The sequence below is a fragment of the Streptosporangium sp. NPDC002607 genome, assembly GCF_053592655.1.
Genome location: NZ_JBSFWD010000066.1, coordinates 22,346 through 43,215, shown reverse-complemented (window position 1 = coordinate 43,215; position 20,870 = coordinate 22,346). Strand labels below are relative to the sequence as shown.

At 67.6% G+C, this 20,870-nt stretch carries 21 protein-coding genes; 5 read left to right on the top strand and 16 right to left on the bottom strand.

All coding sequences use genetic code 11. The annotated features are described in order from the left end of the window. Positions 1-91 precede the first annotated feature (91 nt). The 4 genes from ACWD3H_RS41840 to ACWD3H_RS41825 form a co-directional block, all read right to left on the bottom strand. Positions 92-652, bottom strand: a complete 561-nt coding sequence (locus ACWD3H_RS41840) for an acyl-homoserine-lactone synthase (RefSeq protein ID WP_451958966.1) — start codon at positions 650-652, stop codon at positions 92-94. Between the two features lie 565 nt (positions 653-1,217). Continuing rightward, the gene (locus ACWD3H_RS41835; RefSeq protein ID WP_451958965.1) at positions 1,218-1,637 is read right to left on the bottom strand and encodes a hypothetical protein; all 420 of its coding nucleotides are present in this window, start codon (positions 1,635-1,637) and stop codon (positions 1,218-1,220) included. Further along, on the bottom strand, positions 1,601-2,461 hold the full coding sequence (locus ACWD3H_RS41830) for a hypothetical protein (RefSeq protein WP_451958964.1): 861 nt from the start codon (positions 2,459-2,461) through the stop codon (positions 1,601-1,603). Before ACWD3H_RS41830 ends, ACWD3H_RS41835 begins: the two co-directional genes overlap by 37 nt. Beyond that, positions 2,458-2,982 carry a plasmid mobilization protein gene (locus ACWD3H_RS41825; RefSeq protein WP_451958963.1) on the bottom strand — a complete coding sequence of 175 codons (525 nt, stop codon included), beginning with the start codon at positions 2,980-2,982 and terminating at the stop codon, positions 2,458-2,460. The genes ACWD3H_RS41830 and ACWD3H_RS41825 overlap by 4 nt, the downstream gene beginning before the upstream one ends. 231 nt (positions 2,983-3,213) lie before the next feature. Here ACWD3H_RS41825 and ACWD3H_RS41820 point away from each other — a divergent pair, with 231 nt between their 5' ends. Next, positions 3,214-3,978 carry a hypothetical protein gene (locus tag ACWD3H_RS41820; RefSeq protein ID WP_451958962.1) on the top strand — a complete coding sequence of 255 codons (765 nt, stop codon included), beginning with the start codon at positions 3,214-3,216 and terminating at the stop codon, positions 3,976-3,978. Between the two features lie 331 nt (positions 3,979-4,309). Here ACWD3H_RS41820 and ACWD3H_RS41815 read toward each other — a convergent pair whose 3' ends face one another. Beyond that, positions 4,310-5,215: a hypothetical protein gene (locus tag ACWD3H_RS41815; protein ID WP_451958961.1), complete on the bottom strand. Its 906-nt coding sequence runs from the start codon at positions 5,213-5,215 to the stop codon at positions 4,310-4,312. 378 nt (positions 5,216-5,593) lie between these two features. Here ACWD3H_RS41815 and ACWD3H_RS41810 point away from each other — a divergent pair, with 378 nt between their 5' ends. Then, positions 5,594-6,172 (top strand): RNA polymerase sigma factor, encoded by a 579-nt coding sequence (locus ACWD3H_RS41810; RefSeq protein WP_451958960.1) that lies wholly within the window; start codon positions 5,594-5,596, stop codon positions 6,170-6,172. Continuing rightward, positions 6,169-7,053 carry a hypothetical protein gene (locus ACWD3H_RS41805; RefSeq protein WP_451958959.1) on the top strand — a complete coding sequence of 295 codons (885 nt, stop codon included), beginning with the start codon at positions 6,169-6,171 and terminating at the stop codon, positions 7,051-7,053. Before ACWD3H_RS41810 ends, ACWD3H_RS41805 begins: the two co-directional genes overlap by 4 nt. Positions 7,054-7,303: 250 nt before the next feature. On the opposite strand, the gene ACWD3H_RS41800 is transcribed toward ACWD3H_RS41805, so the two are convergent. The 5 genes from ACWD3H_RS41800 to ACWD3H_RS41780 form a co-directional block, all read right to left on the bottom strand. Then, on the bottom strand, positions 7,304-7,861 hold the full coding sequence (locus ACWD3H_RS41800) for a group II intron maturase-specific domain-containing protein (protein WP_451958958.1): 558 nt from the start codon (positions 7,859-7,861) through the stop codon (positions 7,304-7,306). A 68-nt stretch (positions 7,862-7,929) separates the two neighbouring features. After that, the gene (locus ACWD3H_RS41795) at positions 7,930-8,289 is read right to left on the bottom strand and encodes a group II intron maturase-specific domain-containing protein (RefSeq protein WP_451958957.1); all 360 of its coding nucleotides are present in this window, start codon (positions 8,287-8,289) and stop codon (positions 7,930-7,932) included. After that, positions 8,207-8,608 carry a reverse transcriptase domain-containing protein gene (locus ACWD3H_RS41790; RefSeq protein WP_451958956.1) on the bottom strand — a complete coding sequence of 134 codons (402 nt, stop codon included), beginning with the start codon at positions 8,606-8,608 and terminating at the stop codon, positions 8,207-8,209. The genes ACWD3H_RS41795 and ACWD3H_RS41790 overlap by 83 nt, the downstream gene beginning before the upstream one ends. Then, positions 8,535-9,017 (bottom strand): hypothetical protein, encoded by a 483-nt coding sequence (locus tag ACWD3H_RS41785; protein WP_451958968.1) that lies wholly within the window; start codon positions 9,015-9,017, stop codon positions 8,535-8,537. Before ACWD3H_RS41785 ends, ACWD3H_RS41790 begins: the two co-directional genes overlap by 74 nt. A 556-nt stretch (positions 9,018-9,573) precedes the next feature. Beyond that, positions 9,574-10,308 carry a reverse transcriptase domain-containing protein gene (locus tag ACWD3H_RS41780; RefSeq protein ID WP_451958955.1) on the bottom strand — a complete coding sequence of 245 codons (735 nt, stop codon included), beginning with the start codon at positions 10,306-10,308 and terminating at the stop codon, positions 9,574-9,576. Positions 10,309-11,083: 775 nt separating this feature from the next. Between ACWD3H_RS41780 and ACWD3H_RS41775 the strand changes: the two genes are divergently transcribed. Next, positions 11,084-11,854 (top strand): hypothetical protein, encoded by a 771-nt coding sequence (locus ACWD3H_RS41775; RefSeq protein WP_451958954.1) that lies wholly within the window; start codon positions 11,084-11,086, stop codon positions 11,852-11,854. A gap of 636 nt (positions 11,855-12,490) precedes the next feature. Further along, the gene (locus tag ACWD3H_RS41770; protein ID WP_451958953.1) at positions 12,491-13,567 is read left to right on the top strand and encodes a WD40 repeat domain-containing protein; all 1,077 of its coding nucleotides are present in this window, start codon (positions 12,491-12,493) and stop codon (positions 13,565-13,567) included. Positions 13,568-13,833: 266 nt separating this feature from the next. On the opposite strand, the gene ACWD3H_RS41765 is transcribed toward ACWD3H_RS41770, so the two are convergent. From ACWD3H_RS41765 to ACWD3H_RS41740, 6 genes are all read right to left on the bottom strand, one after another. Next, a complete protein-coding gene (locus ACWD3H_RS41765; protein WP_451958952.1) occupies positions 13,834-15,441 on the bottom strand; it encodes an ABC-F family ATP-binding cassette domain-containing protein in 1,608 nt (535 codons plus the stop codon). Between the two features lie 27 nt (positions 15,442-15,468). Then, on the bottom strand, positions 15,469-16,554 hold the full coding sequence (locus tag ACWD3H_RS41760) for a radical SAM protein (RefSeq protein ID WP_451958951.1): 1,086 nt from the start codon (positions 16,552-16,554) through the stop codon (positions 15,469-15,471). A gap of 29 nt (positions 16,555-16,583) precedes the next feature. After that, positions 16,584-16,769, bottom strand: a complete 186-nt coding sequence (gene rpmF, locus ACWD3H_RS41755; RefSeq protein WP_451958950.1) for a 50S ribosomal protein L32 — start codon at positions 16,767-16,769, stop codon at positions 16,584-16,586. Positions 16,770-17,670: 901 nt separating this feature from the next. Beyond that, positions 17,671-18,264: a hypothetical protein gene (locus tag ACWD3H_RS41750; protein ID WP_451958949.1), complete on the bottom strand. Its 594-nt coding sequence runs from the start codon at positions 18,262-18,264 to the stop codon at positions 17,671-17,673. A gap of 57 nt (positions 18,265-18,321) precedes the next feature. After that, positions 18,322-19,499 (bottom strand): IS3 family transposase gene (locus ACWD3H_RS41745; protein WP_451958948.1). Its coding sequence is split into 2 segments (ribosomal slippage): positions 18,322-19,241 and positions 19,241-19,499, totalling 1,179 coding nucleotides; the frame shifts between segments, so codons are not numbered across the junction. Between the two features lie 181 nt (positions 19,500-19,680). Continuing rightward, on the bottom strand, positions 19,681-20,808 hold the full coding sequence (locus ACWD3H_RS41740; RefSeq protein WP_451958947.1) for an MFS transporter: 1,128 nt from the start codon (positions 20,806-20,808) through the stop codon (positions 19,681-19,683). Positions 20,809-20,870 lie beyond the last annotated feature (62 nt).

Sequence of the window (20,870 nt, the reverse complement as noted above, 5' to 3'; positions counted from 1 at the left end):
TTGCTGCTGGCCTGCTGGGCCGGGATCTGCCCCACCTGCCGCCGCACATTACCCAGACACGCCCAGCCCATCCCCACCTAACCAAGCCCTACTAGGACTCGTCCTGGCAGGGAATCGTCGCCGCCGTCGGCGCGGCAGGCGCGTTCTCAAGGAAGGCCTGGGTTGAGACGGCATAGGCGGAACACAGAAGCTGGCCAAGGCGCGTCGCCCTGCCGTCACCGAAACGCCGGGTGGGAACACCCATGACATGCAGGCGCCGTTCCAGGGCCACGCCTGAGACCGCGACCACCGTGTCACCGCACCGATCAACCCAGCGAAACGCGTCCCGGAGCAGCGCAAGGGCAAGCGGGCCGAAACCCGCTGCCGTAGTGCGGGGCCAGGCCCGGCCAGTGGCCAGGCGGCTGAGCTCCCAGATGCTCGGATCGCGAGGAGCGGGGGCGCCGCGCAACGTCTCGGAGAAGACGTCGGGGATCATATAAGGACCGTCGGTGGGCAGGAGCCGACAGCACCCCGTGACCTCCCGGCAGACCTCCCCATGGCTGATCACATAGACCGGATCGCAGTCGTCGTAGGAATCTCGCTCCATTCCGTGGAGGCTGTCGACGTCCCAGCGGAGGCGTTCGTAGAACACCTCGTAGCGGAGGCGGAACATGCCGGTGAGTAACCACGCCGGGAGGTCACCCGTGCGGCCGACGACAATCCGTTGTACGCACTCCATAGGGCTAGTCAATGAATGGTTACCGGCGTCGATGTCGTATCTCTCCAGTGATCGGGTCCCGCGCCACCCACTGGCTGGCGTTTGGCATGCGCTGCACCTCGTCGCGCCACTCGTCGACGAGCAGTCCGGCTACACCCCCAGCGTGACCACCTCACCGGTGAACCAGTAAGAAACCTTCCCGATCGGACCATACGCCCTAGACAGGGCGGGTCAAGCACTTTCTACGCCCTCACCAGGACAGGAGCACCCCGTGATTCTGCTGTGTGGTGTTGACTGCCGTTTTTTGGTGGTCTGCCGTGTGATGTGGCTACTACCGGCATTAACCAGGAGTAGCTGGCCGCGTCCGCATCGTCGCGAAGTGGCGATGCCTTAGCACTGATTCATGATCTTACTGTCTGCGTTACTGCTGATTGATACGTCTTATCGCTTCTCTGATCCTCTCCGATCTTCGATGCTGTTTGTCTGTTCTTTGTGGTCTCTGCTGTGTGGTACTGACTGCTCATTCCTCGCCGCGAACCGGTGTACGGACGTGGGCTTGGCCGCGAGGGGCTTGGGCGGACCAGGCCAGGCGATCGGCCGGTGCCGCGATCGGCCCCGGTCCGCCCGCCCCCGGCCCTTCGATCCGCTCGGCCAGGCCGGCCAGCAGCGCGGCCGCGCCCCGGCAACCGCTCCGCCACGCGGCGACGTCACCAGGCGGGGTGCTCTGCAACTGCGAGCGGACGACGTCGACCAGCTGCGCGGCGCGCTTCCAGGCGTCCGCATCGACGGCGGCCTGCTCGCCGGGCCCGGCCGGGCCCGCGACCTGCGGGGAGCACCGCCACTCGGCGAGCGCCTGGCCCTCGCCATCGGCGACGTCCCAGTGCCGGCGCAGCTGGGGCAGGGTCAGATCGGCCGCGAGCTTGCCGCCACCGAACCACACCGCCGTCCGCCCGTCGGCGGGCCGCAGCGCGGCGGAGTAGCCGACGACGCGGTCGCGGCCGCCGGTGGCGAACCGGGCCCGCACCCACACCCCGGAGGCCTTGGCCCGGCGCACGAACTCCGCCTCGCTCGACGAGCTCGCGGCCGCCGCCCGCACCAGGCGTGCCAGGCGCAGCCGGTCGGGATCCCGCTCGCCGCGCCCCGCCCGGCGGCCGGGCCGCGCGAGGGCGGGCCGGTGCCGGCACCGCGCGCCCGGGTGCGCTGGAGGCGTTCGGCCTCGGCGCGGCTGTAGCCGGGCAGCCCCCGCCCGGGGCGGCCCTCGACCACGTGCAGACCGAACCGGCGCTCCATCTGCCCACACAGCGCCGACATCGCCATCCGGTCCCGGCCGGGCGCGGCGAGGCTGCAGTCCTCGCGCACCAGGTTGACCGCCAGGGGGCCGTGGTGGACGGCGATCCACCGGCACGGCGCTTTTCCGGTGGAGTCGTCGAAGCCCAGCCGGGCTACGGCGGCGCGGGCGACGATCGCCCACTGCTCATCCGACAGGGTCTCCTCGGCGGGCAGCGAGATGGCGCAGTGCCACACCCAGCCCTGCTCGGGCGCCATCCTGGCGATCACCCGGTGGTCATCGAGCCTGTGCCCCAGCTCCAGGACCCGCTCCCAGTGCTGCAGGGCGTCCAGGCGGGTGCCGTCTGCGACGTCCAGGATCTCGTCGGCGGCGATCACCCGCTGGTCGCGGTGCTCGTTGGCGCGGCCCGGCCCGAACAGGTAGCGCATCAGGCCGCCGATGTCGTGGCCATGCTTGACCGCGATCTTGTTGATCACCGCCCGCCCCCGCCCTGCCCCTCACCCCCGTCTTCGGGGCGCTCGGGAATCAGCTGGGCCAAGACCAGGTCGATCCGGTGGGTGGCCCGGCGCACCGCGTGCATGGTCGCCCCGACTTCCGCGGCCGCCGGGGCCTGGCCGGTGTTGGCCTTGGCCGCCAGTTGGTTGACGTTGTTGCCGATCGCGCGCAGCACCCGCTGCGCGGCCGTGACCTCCCGGGCCAGGGCCCGGCACTCGGCCACCGTCATCAACCGGTCTCCCTGGGCCAGGGAGGCCAGCATCGTCTCGGCGATCAGGTTCGGCACGCTCATCCCGGCCGCCGCAGCCACCTGATCTACCCGGTGTTGCTCGGTGTCGGTGAACCGCACCGTGTGCCGGTTCCCGCGCCCGCCGGCCACCCGGCGACGACGCCCACCCGAGCGAGGCCGGGGCCCGGGTTCGGGGGGCGATGCTTCCTCGACGTCGACCACCGGCCTCTCCCTCCAGCGCAGCGACCCCGCCCCCGGGTGGGGACAGATCACCCTTCGACGGTAGGCAGGTGATCACTACGGGCGAAAGCCCCAGACGGCGCGCAGACGTCTGATCTCCATCTTGCTCACTGCAGTACGGCGCCGCCTGGATACCTGTCCACTCCCCGCCTGGCCCCCGCCTCGCCCCCCAGGGCTTGCCCGGTCGACGCGCGGCCGACTGTCCGGGGCGACCCGACCGGTGGCACCCGAAAGGAACGCCTCTTCGCTGCGTATCCTCGCGTAGTGAAGATCATCCACAGCGCGGCCGGCGCTCTCGCGCTCGGTGCGGGATTCGGTGCACTCACCTCCCTCGTCAAAGACGCATCCTTGGGCGGGGTGTGGGTCATGAAGATCGCCGAAGTAGCGGGGCTGCTGCTGGACGTCGGCTGGTCCTGGGCCGCACTGGCGGTGGCGGCGGGATGGCTGGCAGGTACACGCACCCGGGGGGCGGCCGCCGGTGTTCTGGCATTGACCGCGGCTACGACGGTGTATTACTGCACGGAGTCCGCCCTGAAAAGTCTGCCGTTGGCCTGGCAGGTGAGGTGGATGCTCCCCTGGCTGCTCGCGAGCCTGCTCTTCGGGCCGCCTCTGGGCGCTGTTGGCGCGACCATCAAGGGCCATGGAGTGATCGGCCTGCTTGCCCGATTGACGGTGCCGGTCGGCGCGATCGTTGAGATGACCTTTATGCCACCCGGAATCTTCCTGATCGGGCGTCCGACGGCGACCTCGGTTCGGGTGATCGTCTGTGCAGCCGCCGCGATGGGCGTTGCTGTCGTCCTCATCCGCTCCCTCATCGTGAAACAAAGCCCCCGCCGAGATCCGGAGTCGGATCGCTCATCTTGCTGCTGTTGTGAAATCGGCCCTCATGCGCGCGTGAGGGCCGGTCGATGCGACGGGCCGGACCTTCCCTCCCCGCCATTTCCGGCCTCACTCCCCGCCGCCTGCCCGGCCGGCGCGCGGCCGACTGTCCAGTCCGCCGACCGAGCGCCAGCGAGGGAGCGGACTTGACCGGCGGCAAGCGTCGGCCACACTCGGGCCGGGGGCGGGGCCGGGCTCGCGCGCCGTGCGAACCGTCCCGGCCACGGTCGGGTTTCGTCGCGTGCCGGCCTCCACTGCGCGGACGGCGGATCACTCCCGCCGAACCCGGCACCGTCCTGCCTTAAAGACGCCGCCCCACCCTCAGACAGACGCGCAGGCAGGCCGATGACGTCAACCAGCACCGCGCCGGTAACGACTGGTAATCAAGGCCTTGACCGGTTTCCGCTGTCAAAGGCGAGAGGGTCCTCGTCCTGGCTTTCTCACGCGCCTGCGCGTAACAGCTGGGCAGTGGGCAGGGTGTTCAGTGGGAGGCGGGGTGGTTCTGGGAGCCGAGGTCCTCACTCATCTGCTGAAGGGTATGGACGGTGAAGTCGGGTACGGGGCCATCGGCTTTCACCACCTGGTCGTCGGAGGGGGCATGGACACCAGGTGCGGTGCCCCAGCCGGCCAGGCGGACATCGGTGACGCTGGAGACGTAGAGGTCGATCTTCTTGAGGAGGGGTTCACTCCACGAGCTCCACGCCCTGCGGACAAGCTGGTCCTCACCGATCCACAGCCGCCAGGAGACCTCGATCCTGAGGTCCTTCGCGGTTGGCTTTCCGTCGGTGAGGAGACGGAATCCGGGGTAGGCCCTGCTCAGCTCGCCGAAGGTGATCTTTCCCTCGTACAGGGTGGTGCGGGTGCCGTCGTAGCGGCCCGCGGGCCGTTTGGCCGTGGTGGTGGCGAGCACGGCCCGCAACGTGGCGGGATCGGCGAGCCTGATCCGCCCGCTGTCCATCTCCGGCCTGGTCGTGTCGTCGTCGAACACGACCCACTCCTTGCCCGCGGGCAGCGGCGGCACCGGCCATCCCGATATATAGCTGCGGCCTGTGAAGGTGACCAACCGCACGCTCTCATCTGACCCGATAAGGCTGTTTCGGCTCGTCACGTCGCTGGCCGTGACCTTCCCGCCCCCGAACTGGACGGCCCCCTTGCTACGGAAGGTGATCTTGCTCTTGCGTTTGGTCATCCAGGAGGGAACATCGCTTCGATCCTCGGTCGTGTCGACCGCGACCCGGGAGAAGCGCACTCCGCCATGTGCCGCCATCTGCTTCTTGAGCGCCTGCACCGGGTCCGCCGGAGCGCTCTGGGCGCTCGCACCGTCACCGAACCCGGCGACCAGGGCGGATGCCAGGACGGCGGCGAATGTGGCGATAGGCCATCTCATCGGGGGGTTCTCCTGCTGCTCTTGCCCTACGGTGACGGGACCGCCGAGATCGCCGCAGTCCAAGATCTCAGAGCAGTCACAAGGTGCCCGGGCCCGCCGCCTCGCAACGAGGTCGGATGCGGCGCATCCGTACTGGGCGGCCTGAACCCTCGTCCTGCGATCGACCCCTTATGAGGTCTCAGTAGTATCGACGGAATTTTCAACGAATATGCAGGTCAGAGCTCTCTTAGGGATCTTCAGGCACAGCGTGGAAGATGGGCCGCTGACCTGCATATCCGTTGTTTCCTGCGTCGTTACTACTGGGACCCCAAAGGCCGGTCGACGCCTCGTCGTGACGGTTCGCGACACACCTGTGGGCTTGCCGGACATGACCTAGGCATGAACGTCACCGACACCGGGCCACCGCGCACCCAGCGCTTCGCCCGCCTCTACGAGCAGACGTATGCCGCGTTGCTGCGGTTCGTCGAGCGTCGTGTCCACCCCTCCCATGCCGAGGACGTGGTCGCCGACGTGTTCCTCGTCGCCTGGCGGCGCCTGGACGACGTGCCGCTGGCGGCGGACGAGGCTCGGGCCTGGCTGTTCGGCGTGGCGCACCGCACTCTGCGCAACGGGCTGCGGGCCGACCAGCGGCGGCAGGCACTTACCGTTCGCATCGCCGACAGCCAGCTGACCGGCGCCGCGGCGACCGGGCTGGACCCCGAGCTGGTGGCACGCCGGCTCGACCTCGTCCGGGCGTGGCGGCGGCTCAGCCCGCGCCACCAGGAGACGCTCGCCTTGGCCGTGTGGGACGGCCTCACAGCCCCGCAGGCCGCGCGGGTGCTCGGCATTTCCCCCGTCGCGTTCCGGCTTCGGCTCACCCGGGCCCGGCGTGCCCTGCGCCACCACGCCGACGCGGTCCCCGCCACTACAACCCAGCCCGTGGCAACCGCCACCGTGGACTCCCGGAGCATGCGATGAACGACACCCTCGACCACGCCCTGCGCGACCTCGACCCGGCCGTCACCCCCGCCGACCTGGACACCAGCACCGACCCCAAGGCTCGGGTCCTGCTGGCCCGGGTGGTGGCCACCGACCCGATGGAGACGCCCGCACCGACGACCAGCAGCCCTCGCCTGCTCACCGCCGGGCGTCTCACCGCTGCCGGCGGAGGGGTGGCCGTCGGCATCGCGGCAGCGCTGCTGCTGCCCGGCGTGTTCGGCGGTGGCTCGGCGATGGCAGCGTGGACCGCGACGCCGCACACGGTGAGCGGTGACCGGGCCGCCGACGCCCAGGAGAAGTGCCTCGACAGCGCCCGGGACACCGCCAAGCGCACAACCGGGCGTGAGCTCGGCTTCCGGCCCGTGGTGACCGAGGGCCGGGGGCCATGGACGCTCGTCTACGTCAACGACGACAGCAGCCATCTGGCCGAGATCACCTGCCTGCTCCGCGATGGCGACCTCGTCGGCTCGACGGGCAGCACGCCGGGGCCCGGCGCACAACCGCTTTCGCCGGTTCCCGCGAGGTCTGCGCGGGCCGCCCTCGGCGCGGTCATGAGCACGAGTGAGGAGAGCGTGCGTATCGTGACCGGCAGGGTCGGTGCCGGCGTGGTGGGTCTGGAGCTCTCCACGGAGGCGAAAGGCAGCGTGACCGCGACCGTCACCGGCGGCTACTTCGCAGCCTGGTGGCCGGACGCGCCGACGACTGAGGAGCGCGAGAACGCCTCACCTCGTGGCGGCGTCAAGAGCGTCACGGCAATCCTCCGGGACGGGTCGCGGCACAGCGTCTCCCTCGAGGAGCTCACCGGCCGGACGAGCGCGCAGCTGAACACATCGGCCACGGGCGGCTCCGCGCGCGACTGATCTGGCCACCCGCGGCGGCGCCGAATACTGGGTGGACGGACACGGCGCGGCGAGATCGTACCCGGACTGCTAATGGGGGTTCCAGTAGTAACGACGCAGGAAACAACGGATATGCAGGTCAGCGGCCCCCTTCCAGGCTGTGCCCGAAGGTTCTTAAGGGAGCTCTGACCTGCAGGCGGGTAGCCCGAGGCATCTCAGCCTCGGGCCCCCACAGATCCCGGCGTGACAGTCTCCCGTCACCGGGCTCTTGTCACCCTGTTCGCCAGGCGTGCGGTGTCCACCGCCAGTGTCGGAACATGGCGGGATAGGCGCGTACGGCGTCTTTGTAAGCACGCAGTGCCTTCTTGACGGTGCGCAGTCGTCGGTACTTCTTGCGGATCCAGCGCAGCAGGTAGGAATTGATGCGCTCCAGGAGGGGATGCAGCGCGGTGCGGTTGAACGCGCCGTAGTACCGCATCCAGCCTTCCACGATCGGGTTGATCGCTTTGGCGAGTTGAGCGAGGGTCGATCCGATCCGCTGGTGCAACCGCCATGAGCGGACTTCCCGGCTGATCTTGTTGAGAGCGTTCTTGCTGATCGCGGGCTGGGACGACACGAACAGTCCGCCGTTCTGCGCCCGCGCTGTGCGAGGCCGGAACGTGAATCCCAAGAACGTGAACTCGGTGACGTCGTATCGCTGCCGCCGGTTCGCGTCCTTGCAGTACACGATCTTGGTCTTGGCCGGGTGAAGCGCGAGCCCGACCGCCTCCATCCGTTCTTGGAGCGCCGCCAGTACCTGGCGGGCCTGCCGCTCGGTGACACAGTGCATGACCGGGTGAGTCGGCGGCGGGAATCTCACCCGCCGCCGCTCGCAGAACCGTGCGGGAGCCTCTCGGCTCACACGGCTCCCGTTGTCCAGCCATCAGGCTTGAGGCCGAACCGCCAATGGGTGAACATGTTGGGATACCGGCGGGCTGTGCCCGCCAGTAATTCTCCCGCTCGTTTCTCCCTGCGGCGTAGTCGTTTGTACTTCCGGCAAGCCCAACCCACCAACATTCTGTTGATGCGCCGGAGGAGGGGATACAACATGGACTTGTAGAAGCGCCCGTAATAGTTGATCCATCCTTGCACGATGCTGTTGAACATCCGCGCAAGGTCCATCAGCGACTTGTCACTACGTTGGGCGATGCGCCAGGAGCGCATTTCCTTGCCCATCGCTTTGATTGCCTCCTTGCTGACCGCGGGCAGGAAGCTCACAAAGTGCTTCCCGTACCGGTTCTTGGCCGGCCTGGGCCGGCCTGGGCCGGAACGTATACCCAAGAAACGTGAACGAGGTGTGTTCGTACGAGCCACCCCGGTCCGCGTCCTTGCAATAGACGATGCGCGTCTTGCCCGGATGCAATTCCAGCCCGACCTGCGCCAATCGCTGCGCGAGAGCGTTCCGCACACGGCGGGTCTGCCCTTCGCTACCGCAGTGAATCACCGCATCATCGCAGTACCGTTCAAAGGTGACCTGCGGGAACTCCCGCACCAGCCACACATCGAACGCGTAGTGCAGATACAGATTCGCCAGCACGGGAGAAATCGCCGACCCTTGGGGAGTCCCACGATTCCGTTGCTGCACCGATCCGTCCGCCTTCGCCCACGGCGCAACCAGCCACCGCCCGCTCCAGATACATCGCGGCCACCGTCTGGGCGATGCGGTCAGAAACAGTGGGCACCCCGAGCACGCGGATACCCTTCCCGTCCGCCTTGGGGATCTCCACGGCCTTCACCGCCGGAGGGAAATACGAGCCGGACGACATCCGATTCCACAACTTGAACAAGTTCCCCGAAAGGTTCTGTTCGTACTGCTCGATCGTCACGCCGTCCGCCCCGGGTGCACCTTTGTTGGCCTTGACCCGCTGAAATGCCTCCCACACCATCGACTTTGGAACGTCAAACGACTTGACCTTAACCTTGGCCTGCGGCCTTGATCCGTTCACCTGGCTCCTCCCGGGAACTCCGGTTGACCACCAAACAGGATCGGGACAACCCGCCCCCTTGGCTCCACCCCCATTACAGGGGCTTCATCACTACTACGAGGCGGTCCGTCCCCCTGCCACGCATCGGTACTCAGCCCCTCACAGTTTCAGCTGTTTGAGGTTCTCCCTTATTGCCAACCGGCCTTCAACCTGACCGGTGGCGGCATCGTGGCGAGGGGTTCCCACGTTCCGCACCAGCGCCTGAACCGAGCTCGCGCCACCTTTATGCCGGGCACCACCTGGCCAGGAATACAGGAACCCGCCAGATTCATCCCGGGGCAACAACTGGACCCCGGTTTCGGTAACCGTTCATACGCTTTCGACACTTCGTCAGTGGTTCACTCGCGTTCGCCTTCTCGGCTCGTACCTGACGCATCTTGTGCGCCTTTTCCGCAGTGCTCATCACCCCGGCTCATTCACCGGAGCAACCTGCGGCGGTTTGAGACCTCCCCCTGTGTGAGCGGTCCCGGAGGGCCCACCTCCATCACCGGTGCAGCATCACTTCGGAAGATTCCGTCTACATCGAGACCTCCCGTTGTGTTCGTGGCGCACCGTCGTCGGCGTAGCGCTCGAACACCACATCCGGGAACTCCCGGGTGATCCAGGCGTCGAACGCATGGTGCAGGAACAGATTCGCCAGGACAGGTGAGATCGCCGACCCCTGCGGGGTTCCGCGCTCTCGATCTTGCAAGGTTCCGTCGGGCAGTGCCGGCGGCGCGGCAAGCCACCGCTGGACATACAGCATCACCCACGGCAGATCGGTGTGCGCCTGGACCGCCTTGACGATCAGAGCCCAGGACACGGAGTCGAAGAACTTCCGGATGTCGAACTCGACCACCCAGTCGAACTCCCAGCAGCGTTGCCGACAGGCCCAGACCGCATCCAGCGCCGAGCGGCCCGGACGGTAGCCGTAGGAGCTTGGATGGAAGATCGGTTCGACCTTCGCTTCCAGCACCCCGGCCACCACCGTCTGCGCGATCCGATCGGCCACGGTAGGAACGCCCGGCATTCTGGTGCCACCGCCGTGCGCCTTCGGGATCTCCACAGCCATGACCGGAGGCGGAAAGTACGTTCCCGAGGACATTCGATTCCAGATCTTGTACAGGTTGTTCTTCAGATCCTTCTCGAATTCCCCGATGGACAACCCGTCCACCCCGGCCGCGCCCTTATTCGCCTTGACCTTCTCCCACGCCACCTGGACAGCCCATTTAGAGATCTCAAACGGCTTGCCCGGTGCTTTCAACTCGTCCACGCGACCCCTCCCGGAGAACTTCCGGTTGATCGAGCAAACGGGTCACGAACGACCCGGCCCCTTCGCTCCAGTCCCGTTACAAGACCTTCACCACTACTACGGGCCGGTCCGCCGGCGCGCCCGGCAACGGGTACCCTGACGCCGTCTCCCGGGGTTCCCCCAGACCACGGCTCTCCCCTGTCGCCCACCGAGGCGGGCAGTCTCCGAACAGCGCCTTCTCCTGTTCCACTCGAACGCCGCAGACCGGACTCACGCCACCTCCATGCCGGACACCGCCTGGCCAATAAGCGGACACCCGCCAGGCTCATCCCGGGGTCGTATTCACTCCCCGGTTTCGATGTCATCTGTTCCGATTTCGACACGTCGTCAGTGGTTCACTCACGTTCGCCTTCCCGGTCCCCACCTGACGCCTTTCCGGCGCCTTTTCCTCATCGCTCACCACGACTGTCTTCAGCAAACGCTGAATGAGGCGGTTTGGAGCCTCCCTCCGCAGGGCGACACCGAAGGGCCACAACCTTCATCGTCCGAGCAGCATCGCTCCAGATCATTCGCCTACATCGAACTCTCCTTCACGTTCAGGACACACGAATACGGCGGAAACGGGCCGCGTCCGGCCGGACCTGCACGTCACGCTCGGTGTGCTAGGCGAGGTCCCCCCGGAACTCCCGAAATCGTCGGTGCGGCGGCGTAGGCGCTCCATCTCAGTGGCCGACGCGCTGGCCCGCTTCCGACGAACTCGGTCTGGAATGATGGGCCCGGCCTATATGGTCCCGGCATGAACTCCGCTTCTGCGAACATTTCGGGCCCGTGGCGAGAACAGCTGACCGGCGCCTTTGAGATCCTGCTCGGCCGTCCGCTGGCGAGTTTCGACGCCGACGCCATCTATGCGACGTTCTTCGGCGGCAACCTCATCAACGAGCTCGGCTTCGCGCGGGACACCGCCTGGGTGAACCCGGCCGCCCTCCGCGGCGCCGAGCCGGTCGTCTGGGACTGCCCGATCTTCGACCTGGACGAGCCGCTGCTGGAGTTCGACGCGAGCCGATCGGTCTTCGAGTTCGACAAGGCCGGGCTACCGCCGGAGTTCGAGGCGGATCTCGCGGCGGCGTGCTTCGCGGGCCGGCTCGTCCTGGGCGGCGACCTGGCTCCCCTGCTGGCGCGGTACGACCTCGCCGCGTCCGATCTGCGCGACACCTGGACCGTCTGCCACCCGCGGCTGGTCTCGGACGGCACGCTCTTCGACGCGATGCGGGTCGCCACCGCGCTCGGCACGGGCCCCGAAAGCCTCCTTCCCCTCGAGGCGGAGGCGGCCGAGGAGTGGCAGGAGGCGCTGGCCGACCTCACGCCGCCCGAGTTGTTCGCCCACCTGAGTTTCTTCTGCACCGAAGGCGAGGAGGGACTGATGTACCTGCGGACCGAGCGGTCGGGCGGCGACCTGCTCGCCGACGAGGGCTGCACGCTGATCGCCAACTGGGAGGAGGGCCAGAGCCAGGTCGAGTTCGCGGTCGTCCAGGTCGGCGAGCTCTTGGCAGGGCCGCACCCGTCCTGAAGAACACACGGCGAGCCGGGGAGCGGCAGACCCGTCAGGGCCGGACGGCAGACGGCGCGAGGCCGCCTGCCGTCAACGCCGCGGCGGGCGCGACCGAGCTTGGCCGGCCGAGGATGTTGGCCGAGCGCTTCGGTCGCCCTGTCGGCAGGTCGGTCAGTCCAAGACTGGAGAGCATTGACTCTGTCAGGGGGCCTCCGGCGGCCCGTTTCCGCCGTATTCCGGAACCGCCGCGTATCGCATCCGATGCGAATTAGCGACACCTCATGCCCCATGGTTTCGAGGGACCAAGAAGGTCTGCGTCAGGGGAAGTTCTAGCCGACTGCACTCTACCTAGCCGTCTCCTCCTGAGGCAGGCGAGGCGCGTGAGACCCACACGCTGACCTGGGGCGCTAGACAGTCCTTCGCGTTGGATGCGAATATTTCGCATCCAACGCGAACAGCGGAGTGATGTACCCCGGCTTTCGTGGAGTCTCCACCGAACCCGGCGCGGTTCACACCGAAAGTAATGCCGGGACCGCCCGGCGCGGCCGCGCTCCGGAGCCGTTCGCCTCCGGCGAGCTGCTCGGCCTGGGCCGGCAGAAGGTGATGCAGGCACCTTCAAGTCAATCTCAAGCGTGATCTTCTATACCTACGGGTGTGAACACGACTCCTCCGCGGCAGCGCCGATCACTATCTCGCCGTACCCTGCTCCTGGGCGGACTCGGGGCCCTGGCCGCGGTCGGCGTGCCGACCACGATCGCTCTCACCCGCACCATCGAGCTCCCCCCGAGCGCCACCCCCACCGGCGCCCCCGAACTCCCACCGACCGCCACCCTCACCGGCTACGTCGGCGCCGTCTACTCGATGGCCTTCAGCCCGGACGGCAAGATCCTCGCCGCCGGCGGCCACGACGACACGGTGCGGTTGTGGAACGCGGCCGGCCGTAAAACCATTGCCGCCCTCCCCAGCCACACCAGCATCGTCTACTCGGTGGTCTTCAGCCCGGACGGTAAAACCCTCGCCACCGCCGGCAGCCTCGACGGCACGGTGCGGCTGTGGGACGTGACCGGCCGCAAAACCGTTGCCACCGCCGCCCTCACCAGCAGCCCCGTCTACTCGATGGCCTTCAGCCCGGACGGCAAGATCCTCGCCACCGGCGGCAGCGACACGGTGCAGTTATGGGACGTGGCCGATCGCAAAACCATTGCCACCCTCGACAGCCACACCAGCGACTGGTTCCACTCGATGGCCTTCAGCCCGGACGGCGAAACCCTCGCCACCGCCGGCAGCATCAACGGCGAGGTGCGGCTGTGGGACGTGGCCGGCCGCAAAACCGTTGTCACCGCCACCCTCAGCGGCCACACCGGCTATGTCCGCTCGGTGGCCTTCAGCCCGGACGGCAAATTCCTCGCCACCGGCAGCGACGACGGCCAGGCACTCGTGTGGGACGTGGCCAGCCGCGAAACCGCCACCACCCTCAGCGGCTACACCGGCGCCGTCTCCTCGGTGGCCTTCAGCCCGGACGGCAAGACCCTCGCCACCGGCGGCCTCGACAACACGGTGCGGCTGTGGGACGTGGCCAGCCGCGAACCCACCACCCTCACCAGCAACACCGAGAACGTCTACGAGGTGGTCTTCAGCCCGGACGGCAAAACCCTCGCCGCAGGGAGCGAAGACGGCACAGTACGGCTGTGGAGCACTACTCGCCCCGTCACTGAGGCTACCCACTCCTAACAGCTTCGACCTTTCGGGAACCATGGCTTTCCCGTCGCGCCCCTTTCGGGAGCTGCGCGCAGCCCAGCCGCGGCCCGCCCCCTCCGCAGCAGCGCCGATCACTATCTCGCCGTGCGCTGCTGGGGATTCCCGTGAGTTATCGGGCGCCGGGCAAAACGGCGTGCATGAAATCGGTATGTGGAAGGTTCCCAGCGAAGGAGCAGGTGGGTCAGCCGGCCCACGACCTGCCTGCTCCTTAACGCCTCGTCGCGCTCGATCCAAGACCATCAGATGTTCAGGTCTCGGCGTTGATGCATACGGCCGTCCCTGCCGAGCTCGATGACAGTGTCGACTCCAATCCGCTCGAGGAGCGCGAAGTCGTGGCTGACGACGAGAAGCGCCCCGCGGTACGCATCGAGGGCCTCCGCGAGCTGCTCGACGCTGGCGATATCGAGATTGTTGGTGGGCTCATCCAGGACCAGCAGCTGAGCCGGCGGCTCCGACAAGAGGAGTCGCGCGAGGGAGACGCGGAACCGCTCGCCGCCGGATAGCGTACGCACCGGACGATCGGCGCTGTCGCCCCGCAGAAGAAGCCGGGCGAGTTGGTTGCGGATCGTGCCTGCCGGCGTCCCAGGGGCGACCGACTGCACATTCGCCATCGCGCTCGCATCGTCGTCGAGCCCGTCGAGACGCTGCGGGAGGTAGCCGACGAGCTCGGTCAGGAGACGCCCATGCGGCCGATCGGGCGCGGGAGCCGTGCCGCGGATGAGCTGCTCGATCAAAGTCGACTTTCCGGTGCCGTTCGCCCCGACAAGCGCGACCCGCTCCGGCCCTTGGATCACGAAGGTGCGGTCCTGGTCATGCAGCTCCGCGAGGCGCCTTCCGCGCGGAACGTCGGGATCAGGCAGGACGAGGGTGATGTGCTCCTCTCCGCGTACGCGGGCGTCCGCGGCGTCGACTGCGACTTGGGCCGCCTGGACCTTGTTGTCGAGCGTGGAGCGCAACGAGCCCGCGGACGCCTGGGCCTTGCTGGCGCGGTTGCCCGCCAGGATCTTCGGGATGCCGCCGTCCCTCTGGGTCTTCTTCGCAGTGCGCTCCCTGCGCGCCAGCTTCGTCTCCGCCTCGACGCGCTGCCGCTTCTCGACCTTGAGCGCTTGCTGGGCTGACCGCGCGGCTTGGACCGCCGCCGCCTGCTCTTGCTCCTGGTGTTCCTTCCAGGCGCTGTAAGGGCCGCCGAAGGTGTCGAGGGTGCCGCCGTAGAGCTCGGTGGTGTTCTCCATGTGCTCCAGCAGCTCGAGGTCGTGGCTGACCACGACGAGGGTCCCCGGCCACTGGTCGACGAAGTCGGCGAGCTTGGCGCGGGTAGGCCGGTCGAGGTTGTTTGTGGGCTCGTCGAGCAGGGTGATCGCAGTGCGGCGGATGCTCAGCCCGGTGATGGCGATGAGCATCGCCTCTCCGCCGGAGACCTCGGCCACGCGACGGTCGAGGTCTCCGGCGGTGAATCCGATCTGGTGTAGGGCTTCGTCGGCGCGGGACTCGATGTCCCAGTCATCGCCGATCGTGTCGAAGTGGCGTTCGTCGACGTCGCCGGACTCGATGGCCCTCATCGCGGCGATGATCCCATCGATCCCAAGGAGCTCGGCGATCGTCGCCTCTTGCCGGAGCGTGAGCGTCTGAGGCAGGTAGCCGACCTCGCCGATGGTGTCGATCTGGCCGACGGTCGGCTGCAGGATGCCTGCGATCAGCCGCAGCAGCGTCGACTTCCCGGCACCGTTGCGCCCGATCAAGCCGGTGCGGCCGGCGCTGAAGGTGCCGTTGACGCCCGAGAGTGCAACGGTGCCGTCTGGCCATTCGAAGGTCAGATCGCGGAATGTGATGGCGGACTTCGTGGACATGGGTGGTGTTCCTCTTCTTTCTTCCCGTCAGCTGCGGAGGGGCGTGACGGGGATCAGTTCGGTGTTGACGGGAGCGGCGATCGTGGGGTCCGCCGCGAGGTATTTGGCGTGGAGCTGACCGCAAGCGGCATCAATGCCGGTGCCTAACTGCCGTCGCCTCGTCGCGTGCACGCCGCGCACGGTTAGCCCGCGCACGAACTCGTCTATTCGGATGGAGGACGGGGCTCGGTAGTCCGGTGACGCTCCTGCCGCCTCGTTGTAGCGGATGACGCTGACGTGGAACAGCTCGGGCCGAGACCGCGCACGGACCAGTTCGGCGAGAGCAGCGAGATGGTCGTCGCTGTCGTTGACGCCGGCGATGAGCAGATAGGCGAGGTAGACCTTTCGGCGGCTCCTGGCGGCGTGCCGGTCGAGGATGTCGAGGCTCTGCGCGAGCGGGAAGCGTCCCTCGAGCGGGATGATGCGGGCACGCTCCTGCGCGAACGGTGAGTGCACGGACAGGGTGATTGTCACCTGTGGGTGCTCGTCGACCAGGCGGGTGAGGTTCGGCGCGAACCCCACGGTGGACACGGTCACCCGTCGTGCGGACATCCCCGCGTAGCCCGCGTCAGTCAGCAGGGTGAGCGCGTCGAACACGTGAGGGTTGGCGAGCGCCTCTCCCATCCCCATGAACGCGACACTCGCGGGTCGGGGCAGCCCTTCGCGGGTCCAGTGCGGGTGCATCACCTGGGCGACGATCTCGTCGGCAGTGAGGTTGCGGACCAGGCCCACCGCGCCGGTGGCGCAGAAGGTGCAGCCCAGGCCGCACCCAGCCTGCGACGAGATGCACATGGAGTCCCATCCGGCTCGATAGTGAGACACGACGGTCTCGATGCGGGCGCCGCTTTCGGACGCGAATAGCACCTTCTCAACCTGTTCGTCTCGTTGGACTTCCAGCGGGGTCAGGGGGTGCAGCCGTGGACCGAATCGTTCCGCGAGATCGGCACGCAGGCCGGCCGGCAGCGCATGAACGTCGGCGAAGGTCTCGGCCGTCGAGCTCTGCCACGCCGCGATGAGCTGACCAAAGCGGAACGCAGGCGCACCGGTCTGTGCGAGACGGTCGCGAATGCGCATCCAGCGGCTTCTCGTGGTCAGGACAGTGCTCACGTGTCACCGTTCGTCGGAGGCAAGACCTCACGACCCCGGTAGACGCCGCAGTGCTGGCATGCGCGGTGCGGCGGGGTGGGCTTGCCGCAGGCGGGATTCGTGCAGGTGGTGAGCGCCGGGGCGCTCGTCTTCCAGTGAGCGCGACGGTGACGGGTGCGGGAACGCGACGTGCGGTGCTGCATGGCCACGGCCTTTCGTGGGTGGTTTCGAATGCCAACGGAACTGGCGGGACAACCGACCACGGGCCGTGAGTCACTGCGGCGAGAGATTCGATCAGGGCTGCCGGGGCACCATCTGCGTGCGGCGCTATGCCGCTGCCCGAGTGCTGGGCGATGGATGAATGGGCACGGGGAGGATCGAAGTCGCACGCGTTCGCAGGCACAAACCGGAGACCGAGGTCGGTGCGGTGCGAACGTGCCGGCAAGTTTCACGCAGAGGTGTCAACGCCTCGGACGGGCGGACTCACACTGCTGCGCGAGGAGAACGGTCATTCACCAGCGTGGGCATCGCCCACACGGGTGAAAGCCACCGGCAGTTCGGTGGCTAGATTCTGTCGACCTCAATCTCCATGGCACCCATCGTAACAAAGACCTCCTATGAGTTCGAATCCGAATGGGACCGGGCCCGGTACCGCGGCCCGTTTCTGCCGTATTCCGGTGGCACCCGTTCCTCACCCTCCCGGCTCGTCCCCCGACAGCCCTTCGGCCGGTGCGCGGCCGACTGTCCGGTCCGGAGCGGACGAGCGCAGCGAGGACAGGCCGGACTTGACCGGCGGCAAGCAGCGGCCACGCTTCGGGCCAGGGGCGAGACACATCACCACAGGTCAGCAGCAACTTCGTTGAAAATTTCTTCATTGCTACCGGGACCCCTTCCGAAAAGATCGTGTTTTTGGAAGCGGAGATGGCCACGACCTCCGAGAACACGCACGACTGAGAGGCGAAACCCCAGCTCGGCACTTCCGAGAGCAGGAGCGCACCGCTAGTTGGTGGCTGGGAGCACGTTCGGGAGGAGAACGCTAGCTGGGGCGAGACATATCCCCGCCCGCGTAGATCGGCGCGCAGCTCTCCCTGAAGGTCGCATCCCTTATGTGAGCACCTCGCCGTGGCGCATCTGCTCACGCTGCGCCGCCGAAGGCGTCTCCAGCAGGGTGCTGATGCGGTCGACCACGCTGTAGGCGGCGCCGATCAGGTCGCCCAGCTCGCGGACGGAGAGTTTCACCGTCACTCGCCAGGGCACGCCGTCGAGGCGTACGAGCAGGTCGGTGCTCGCGGGTTCGTAGACGATGTCGGTCAGCTCGCCCTGCCAGGAGCGGCCCTCGTGGTAGTCGGTCCACGCGCTGGTGTCGCAGAGCTCGTAGAGAACGTACCCGTGCCGGATCAGGCCAGGACCGTGCGGGTGGGGTGTCACCACGGTGTGGTCATAGTCGGCCGGTTCGGGACGGGCCGACCGGCCCTGCGCGGTCAGGAGCGCGCGCAGGGCCGGCCGGGAGATGTCGTAGTCCACCTTCAGGTGCCGCGGCGGATGGTCGGGGTGTTCCACGACCAGTGAGGCGCGCTCGCCGGTGAGGCCGATGCGAGCGAAGCACAGTCCGGCCTCGGCGTTGAACCGCTGAATGGCCTGTACCTGCGCGAGCAGCCCGCATGCCTGGTGGACCTGGGCGCTGTCACCGACACGCATGTCACCCTCCGCTGAGGGGCTGAGATCATTCCGGACAGCGGGATCCGCGGCTGCGAACTACGCAACCGGCTGAAGCGCTGTGTACTCGTCGAGGACTTCGAACGGCGTCCGGTAACCAACAGATGAATGAAGTCGGCGCCGATTGCAGAAGCTCTCGATATAACGAATCACGGCTCGGCGAACCTTCGCCCGGCCGGCGAAAACGTACCGTTTCAGCCACTCGTTCTTCAATGCTGAAAAGAACGATTCCGCCATGGCCTTATCGTAACATATGCCGGTACGGCCAACGGACCTCCGAACATCCAGCCTCTTCAGCACGGCGCCAAATTCATCGGATGTGTAGTTCGACCCTCTATCGGAGTGGAAGATCGCGTCCTTTTCAATGGTGAAGGTCTGTACCGCGTTCTCGATCGCCTCGGTGATCAACTCGGTGCGGTAGTGATCGGCCATCGCCCAGCCCACCACGGCCTTGCTGTAGCAGTCGATCACCGTGGCCAGGTGGCAAAACCCCTCCCAGGTCGGGATATACGTGATGTCGCCCACCAGCTTGACACCGGGCCGGACGGCGGTGAAATCGCGTCTGACCAGGTCGGGGATGCCCCGGAAGGCGCCCTGCTCGGTGAGCTTCGGCGTGAAGGGCCGCACCTGCGCCGGCAGCAGGCCCAGCTCGCGCATCAGCACCCGCACCGGCTCAGCCGAACAGCGCTCACCGCGGCGCGGCAACTCGGCGTGGACGCGCCGGTAGCCGTACACCTCCTCGTGCTCGTAGAAGATGCCCGCGATCAGGTCCTGGAGCAGGTCGCGGCGCTGCGCGGTCGCCGAGGCGGGCCGGTCGCGCCACTCGTAATACCCAGAGCGGGACACCTCCAGCCAGTCGCACATTTTCACAATCTTATGGTTGGCCTTCTCCGCGTCGATCAACTCGAACTTCGCGGTCACCGATTGTTCTCGGCCGCGAAGAAGGCCGCGGCTTTTTTCAGAAAGGAAAGCTTCTCGCGGAGTTCGGAGTTTTCTCGCTCGAGTTCGCGCAGCCGGGCGCGCTCGGGGCCGCTGAGGGAGTGTGGTTCTTCTTCCGCGCGCGTTCGCTTGTAGGTGTTCACCCAGTTGCCGAGCGTGGTGTCGTGGACGCCGAACTCTCTGGCGACCTCGGCGATCGTGCGGGGGCCGTCGAGGACCATGCGCACAGCCTCGTCCTTGAACTCCTGGCTGAATCTACGCCTGGAACCTTTCGGCATGTTTCTATCTCCTTCGGACTGTTACCACCCTGGCGAGTGGTCTGTCCGTAATCTCTGGAGCACCTCAGTTCAGCCGCCTCGCACTCCGCGGAGTGCGGGGCGGGCTCAGCTGCTACCTGCAGCTCCCCGAGTTCTCCTAGAAAGACAGGGTCGGATCGTGGTGTTGCCGCCGGGCGGCGAGTCAGATCGTGGTGCGGCGTAGTACCAGCGGTACCAGCAAGAACGCCACACCCGCGGCGAGAAAGGCGCCGGCCCCAGCGCCGCCCACTGCCCCACCGGCCAGCGCGGCCAGCGGCGGGACGACGGGCTGCGCCACGCCCCAAGATGATCCCTGGAAGGCGAACCAGCGCGGCCGATCGTCCTCCGGCGCTGCATCGGCGACCACCGACTGCCAGCGGCCCAGCAACACGCTGTTGACCGCAGTGCAGGCCAGATAGGCGGCGATGGTGAGCGGTGCAGTGGCGGCGGCGGCCATCACCAGTGCCAGCGCTCCCAGCAGCGCCGTCCCCACGCCGAGGATCAGCCCGTGCTCACCCCCGGACAGCAGCCGCCCGGCCGCCCACAGCGCCAGCGGGGCCAGCACGGCCGCGCCCGCGAGCGTCACACCGGGAACCCACGCCGGCGCCCCCCGCTCCAGCAGAGCCAGCGGCAGATACATCATCACCGCCAGATGCCCGACCGCGAACGCGGTGCCGGCAACCGTCAGCCGCACCAGCGCCGTCGGCGGGCGCCAGCGATTGTCCGCTCGCACGCGCCTCGTGCTGGCCCGTCCTTGTTCGCGGGGCAGAAGCGCGATCGCCACGATGGCCGCCGCCAGGCAGGTGAGCGCGTCGGCGGCCACAAGCCAGCGCACCCCCAGCGGCAGCAGCACCGCCGCCAGCAGGCCGGCCGCGGCCCCGCTGGCCGACAGCACCACACCCATGACCGCATACGTCGCGTGGCGCTGCTCACCCGAGCTCGCCCGTGCCAGCAGTTCCTGGCTGGCTGGCTCATACAGCTCGAACGCCAACCCGACCAGCGCGATTGCGACCACCACTTGCGCCGGGCCGTCCGCCACGGCCAGTGCGATCAGCGCCACGCCGGTCGCGGCCAGGCCGGCAGCCAGCACCGTGCGCGGGGAGAACCAGTCCAGAAGGAACGCTCCCGCCCAGCGTGAGATCAAGGCCGTCACCCCGAAGACCGCCAACGCCACCACAGCCAACTGCGGCCCGGCCAGCACCGCCAGGAACGACAGCGCGTAAGCACCGAGCGCGTTCAAGATCCGCACCCAGACCAGCGCTCTGGCCGCCTTCGGCAATGCCTTCAGCATTCATCCCCCCGTGCCAACCAACCGGTGGCGCATGCTTACACAAGCCACCGACAAACCGTGAT

Coding starts and splice junctions, on each gene's coding strand:
- ACWD3H_RS41840 (WP_451958966.1), bottom strand. CDS start 652: ATGTTCCGCCTCCGCTACGAGGTGTTCTACGAACGCCTCCGCTGGGAC.
- ACWD3H_RS41815 (WP_451958961.1), bottom strand. CDS start 5,215: ATGAGATGGCCTATCGCCACATTCGCCGCCGTCCTGGCATCCGCCCTG.
- ACWD3H_RS41810 (WP_451958960.1), top strand. CDS start 5,594: ATGAACGTCACCGACACCGGGCCACCGCGCACCCAGCGCTTCGCCCGC.
- ACWD3H_RS41805 (WP_451958959.1), top strand. CDS start 6,169: ATGAACGACACCCTCGACCACGCCCTGCGCGACCTCGACCCGGCCGTC.
- ACWD3H_RS41800 (WP_451958958.1), bottom strand. CDS start 7,861: ATGCACTGTGTCACCGAGCGGCAGGCCCGCCAGGTACTGGCGGCGCTC.
- ACWD3H_RS41775 (WP_451958954.1), top strand. CDS start 11,084: ATGAACTCCGCTTCTGCGAACATTTCGGGCCCGTGGCGAGAACAGCTG.
- ACWD3H_RS41765 (WP_451958952.1), bottom strand. CDS start 15,441: ATGTCCACGAAGTCCGCCATCACATTCCGCGATCTGACCTTCGAATGG.
- ACWD3H_RS41760 (WP_451958951.1), bottom strand. CDS start 16,554: ATGCGCATTCGCGACCGTCTCGCACAGACCGGTGCGCCTGCGTTCCGC.
- rpmF (WP_451958950.1), bottom strand. CDS start 16,769: ATGCAGCACCGCACGTCGCGTTCCCGCACCCGTCACCGTCGCGCTCAC.
- ACWD3H_RS41750 (WP_451958949.1), bottom strand. CDS start 18,264: ATGCGTGTCGGTGACAGCGCCCAGGTCCACCAGGCATGCGGGCTGCTC.
- ACWD3H_RS41740 (WP_451958947.1), bottom strand. CDS start 20,808: ATGCTGAAGGCATTGCCGAAGGCGGCCAGAGCGCTGGTCTGGGTGCGG.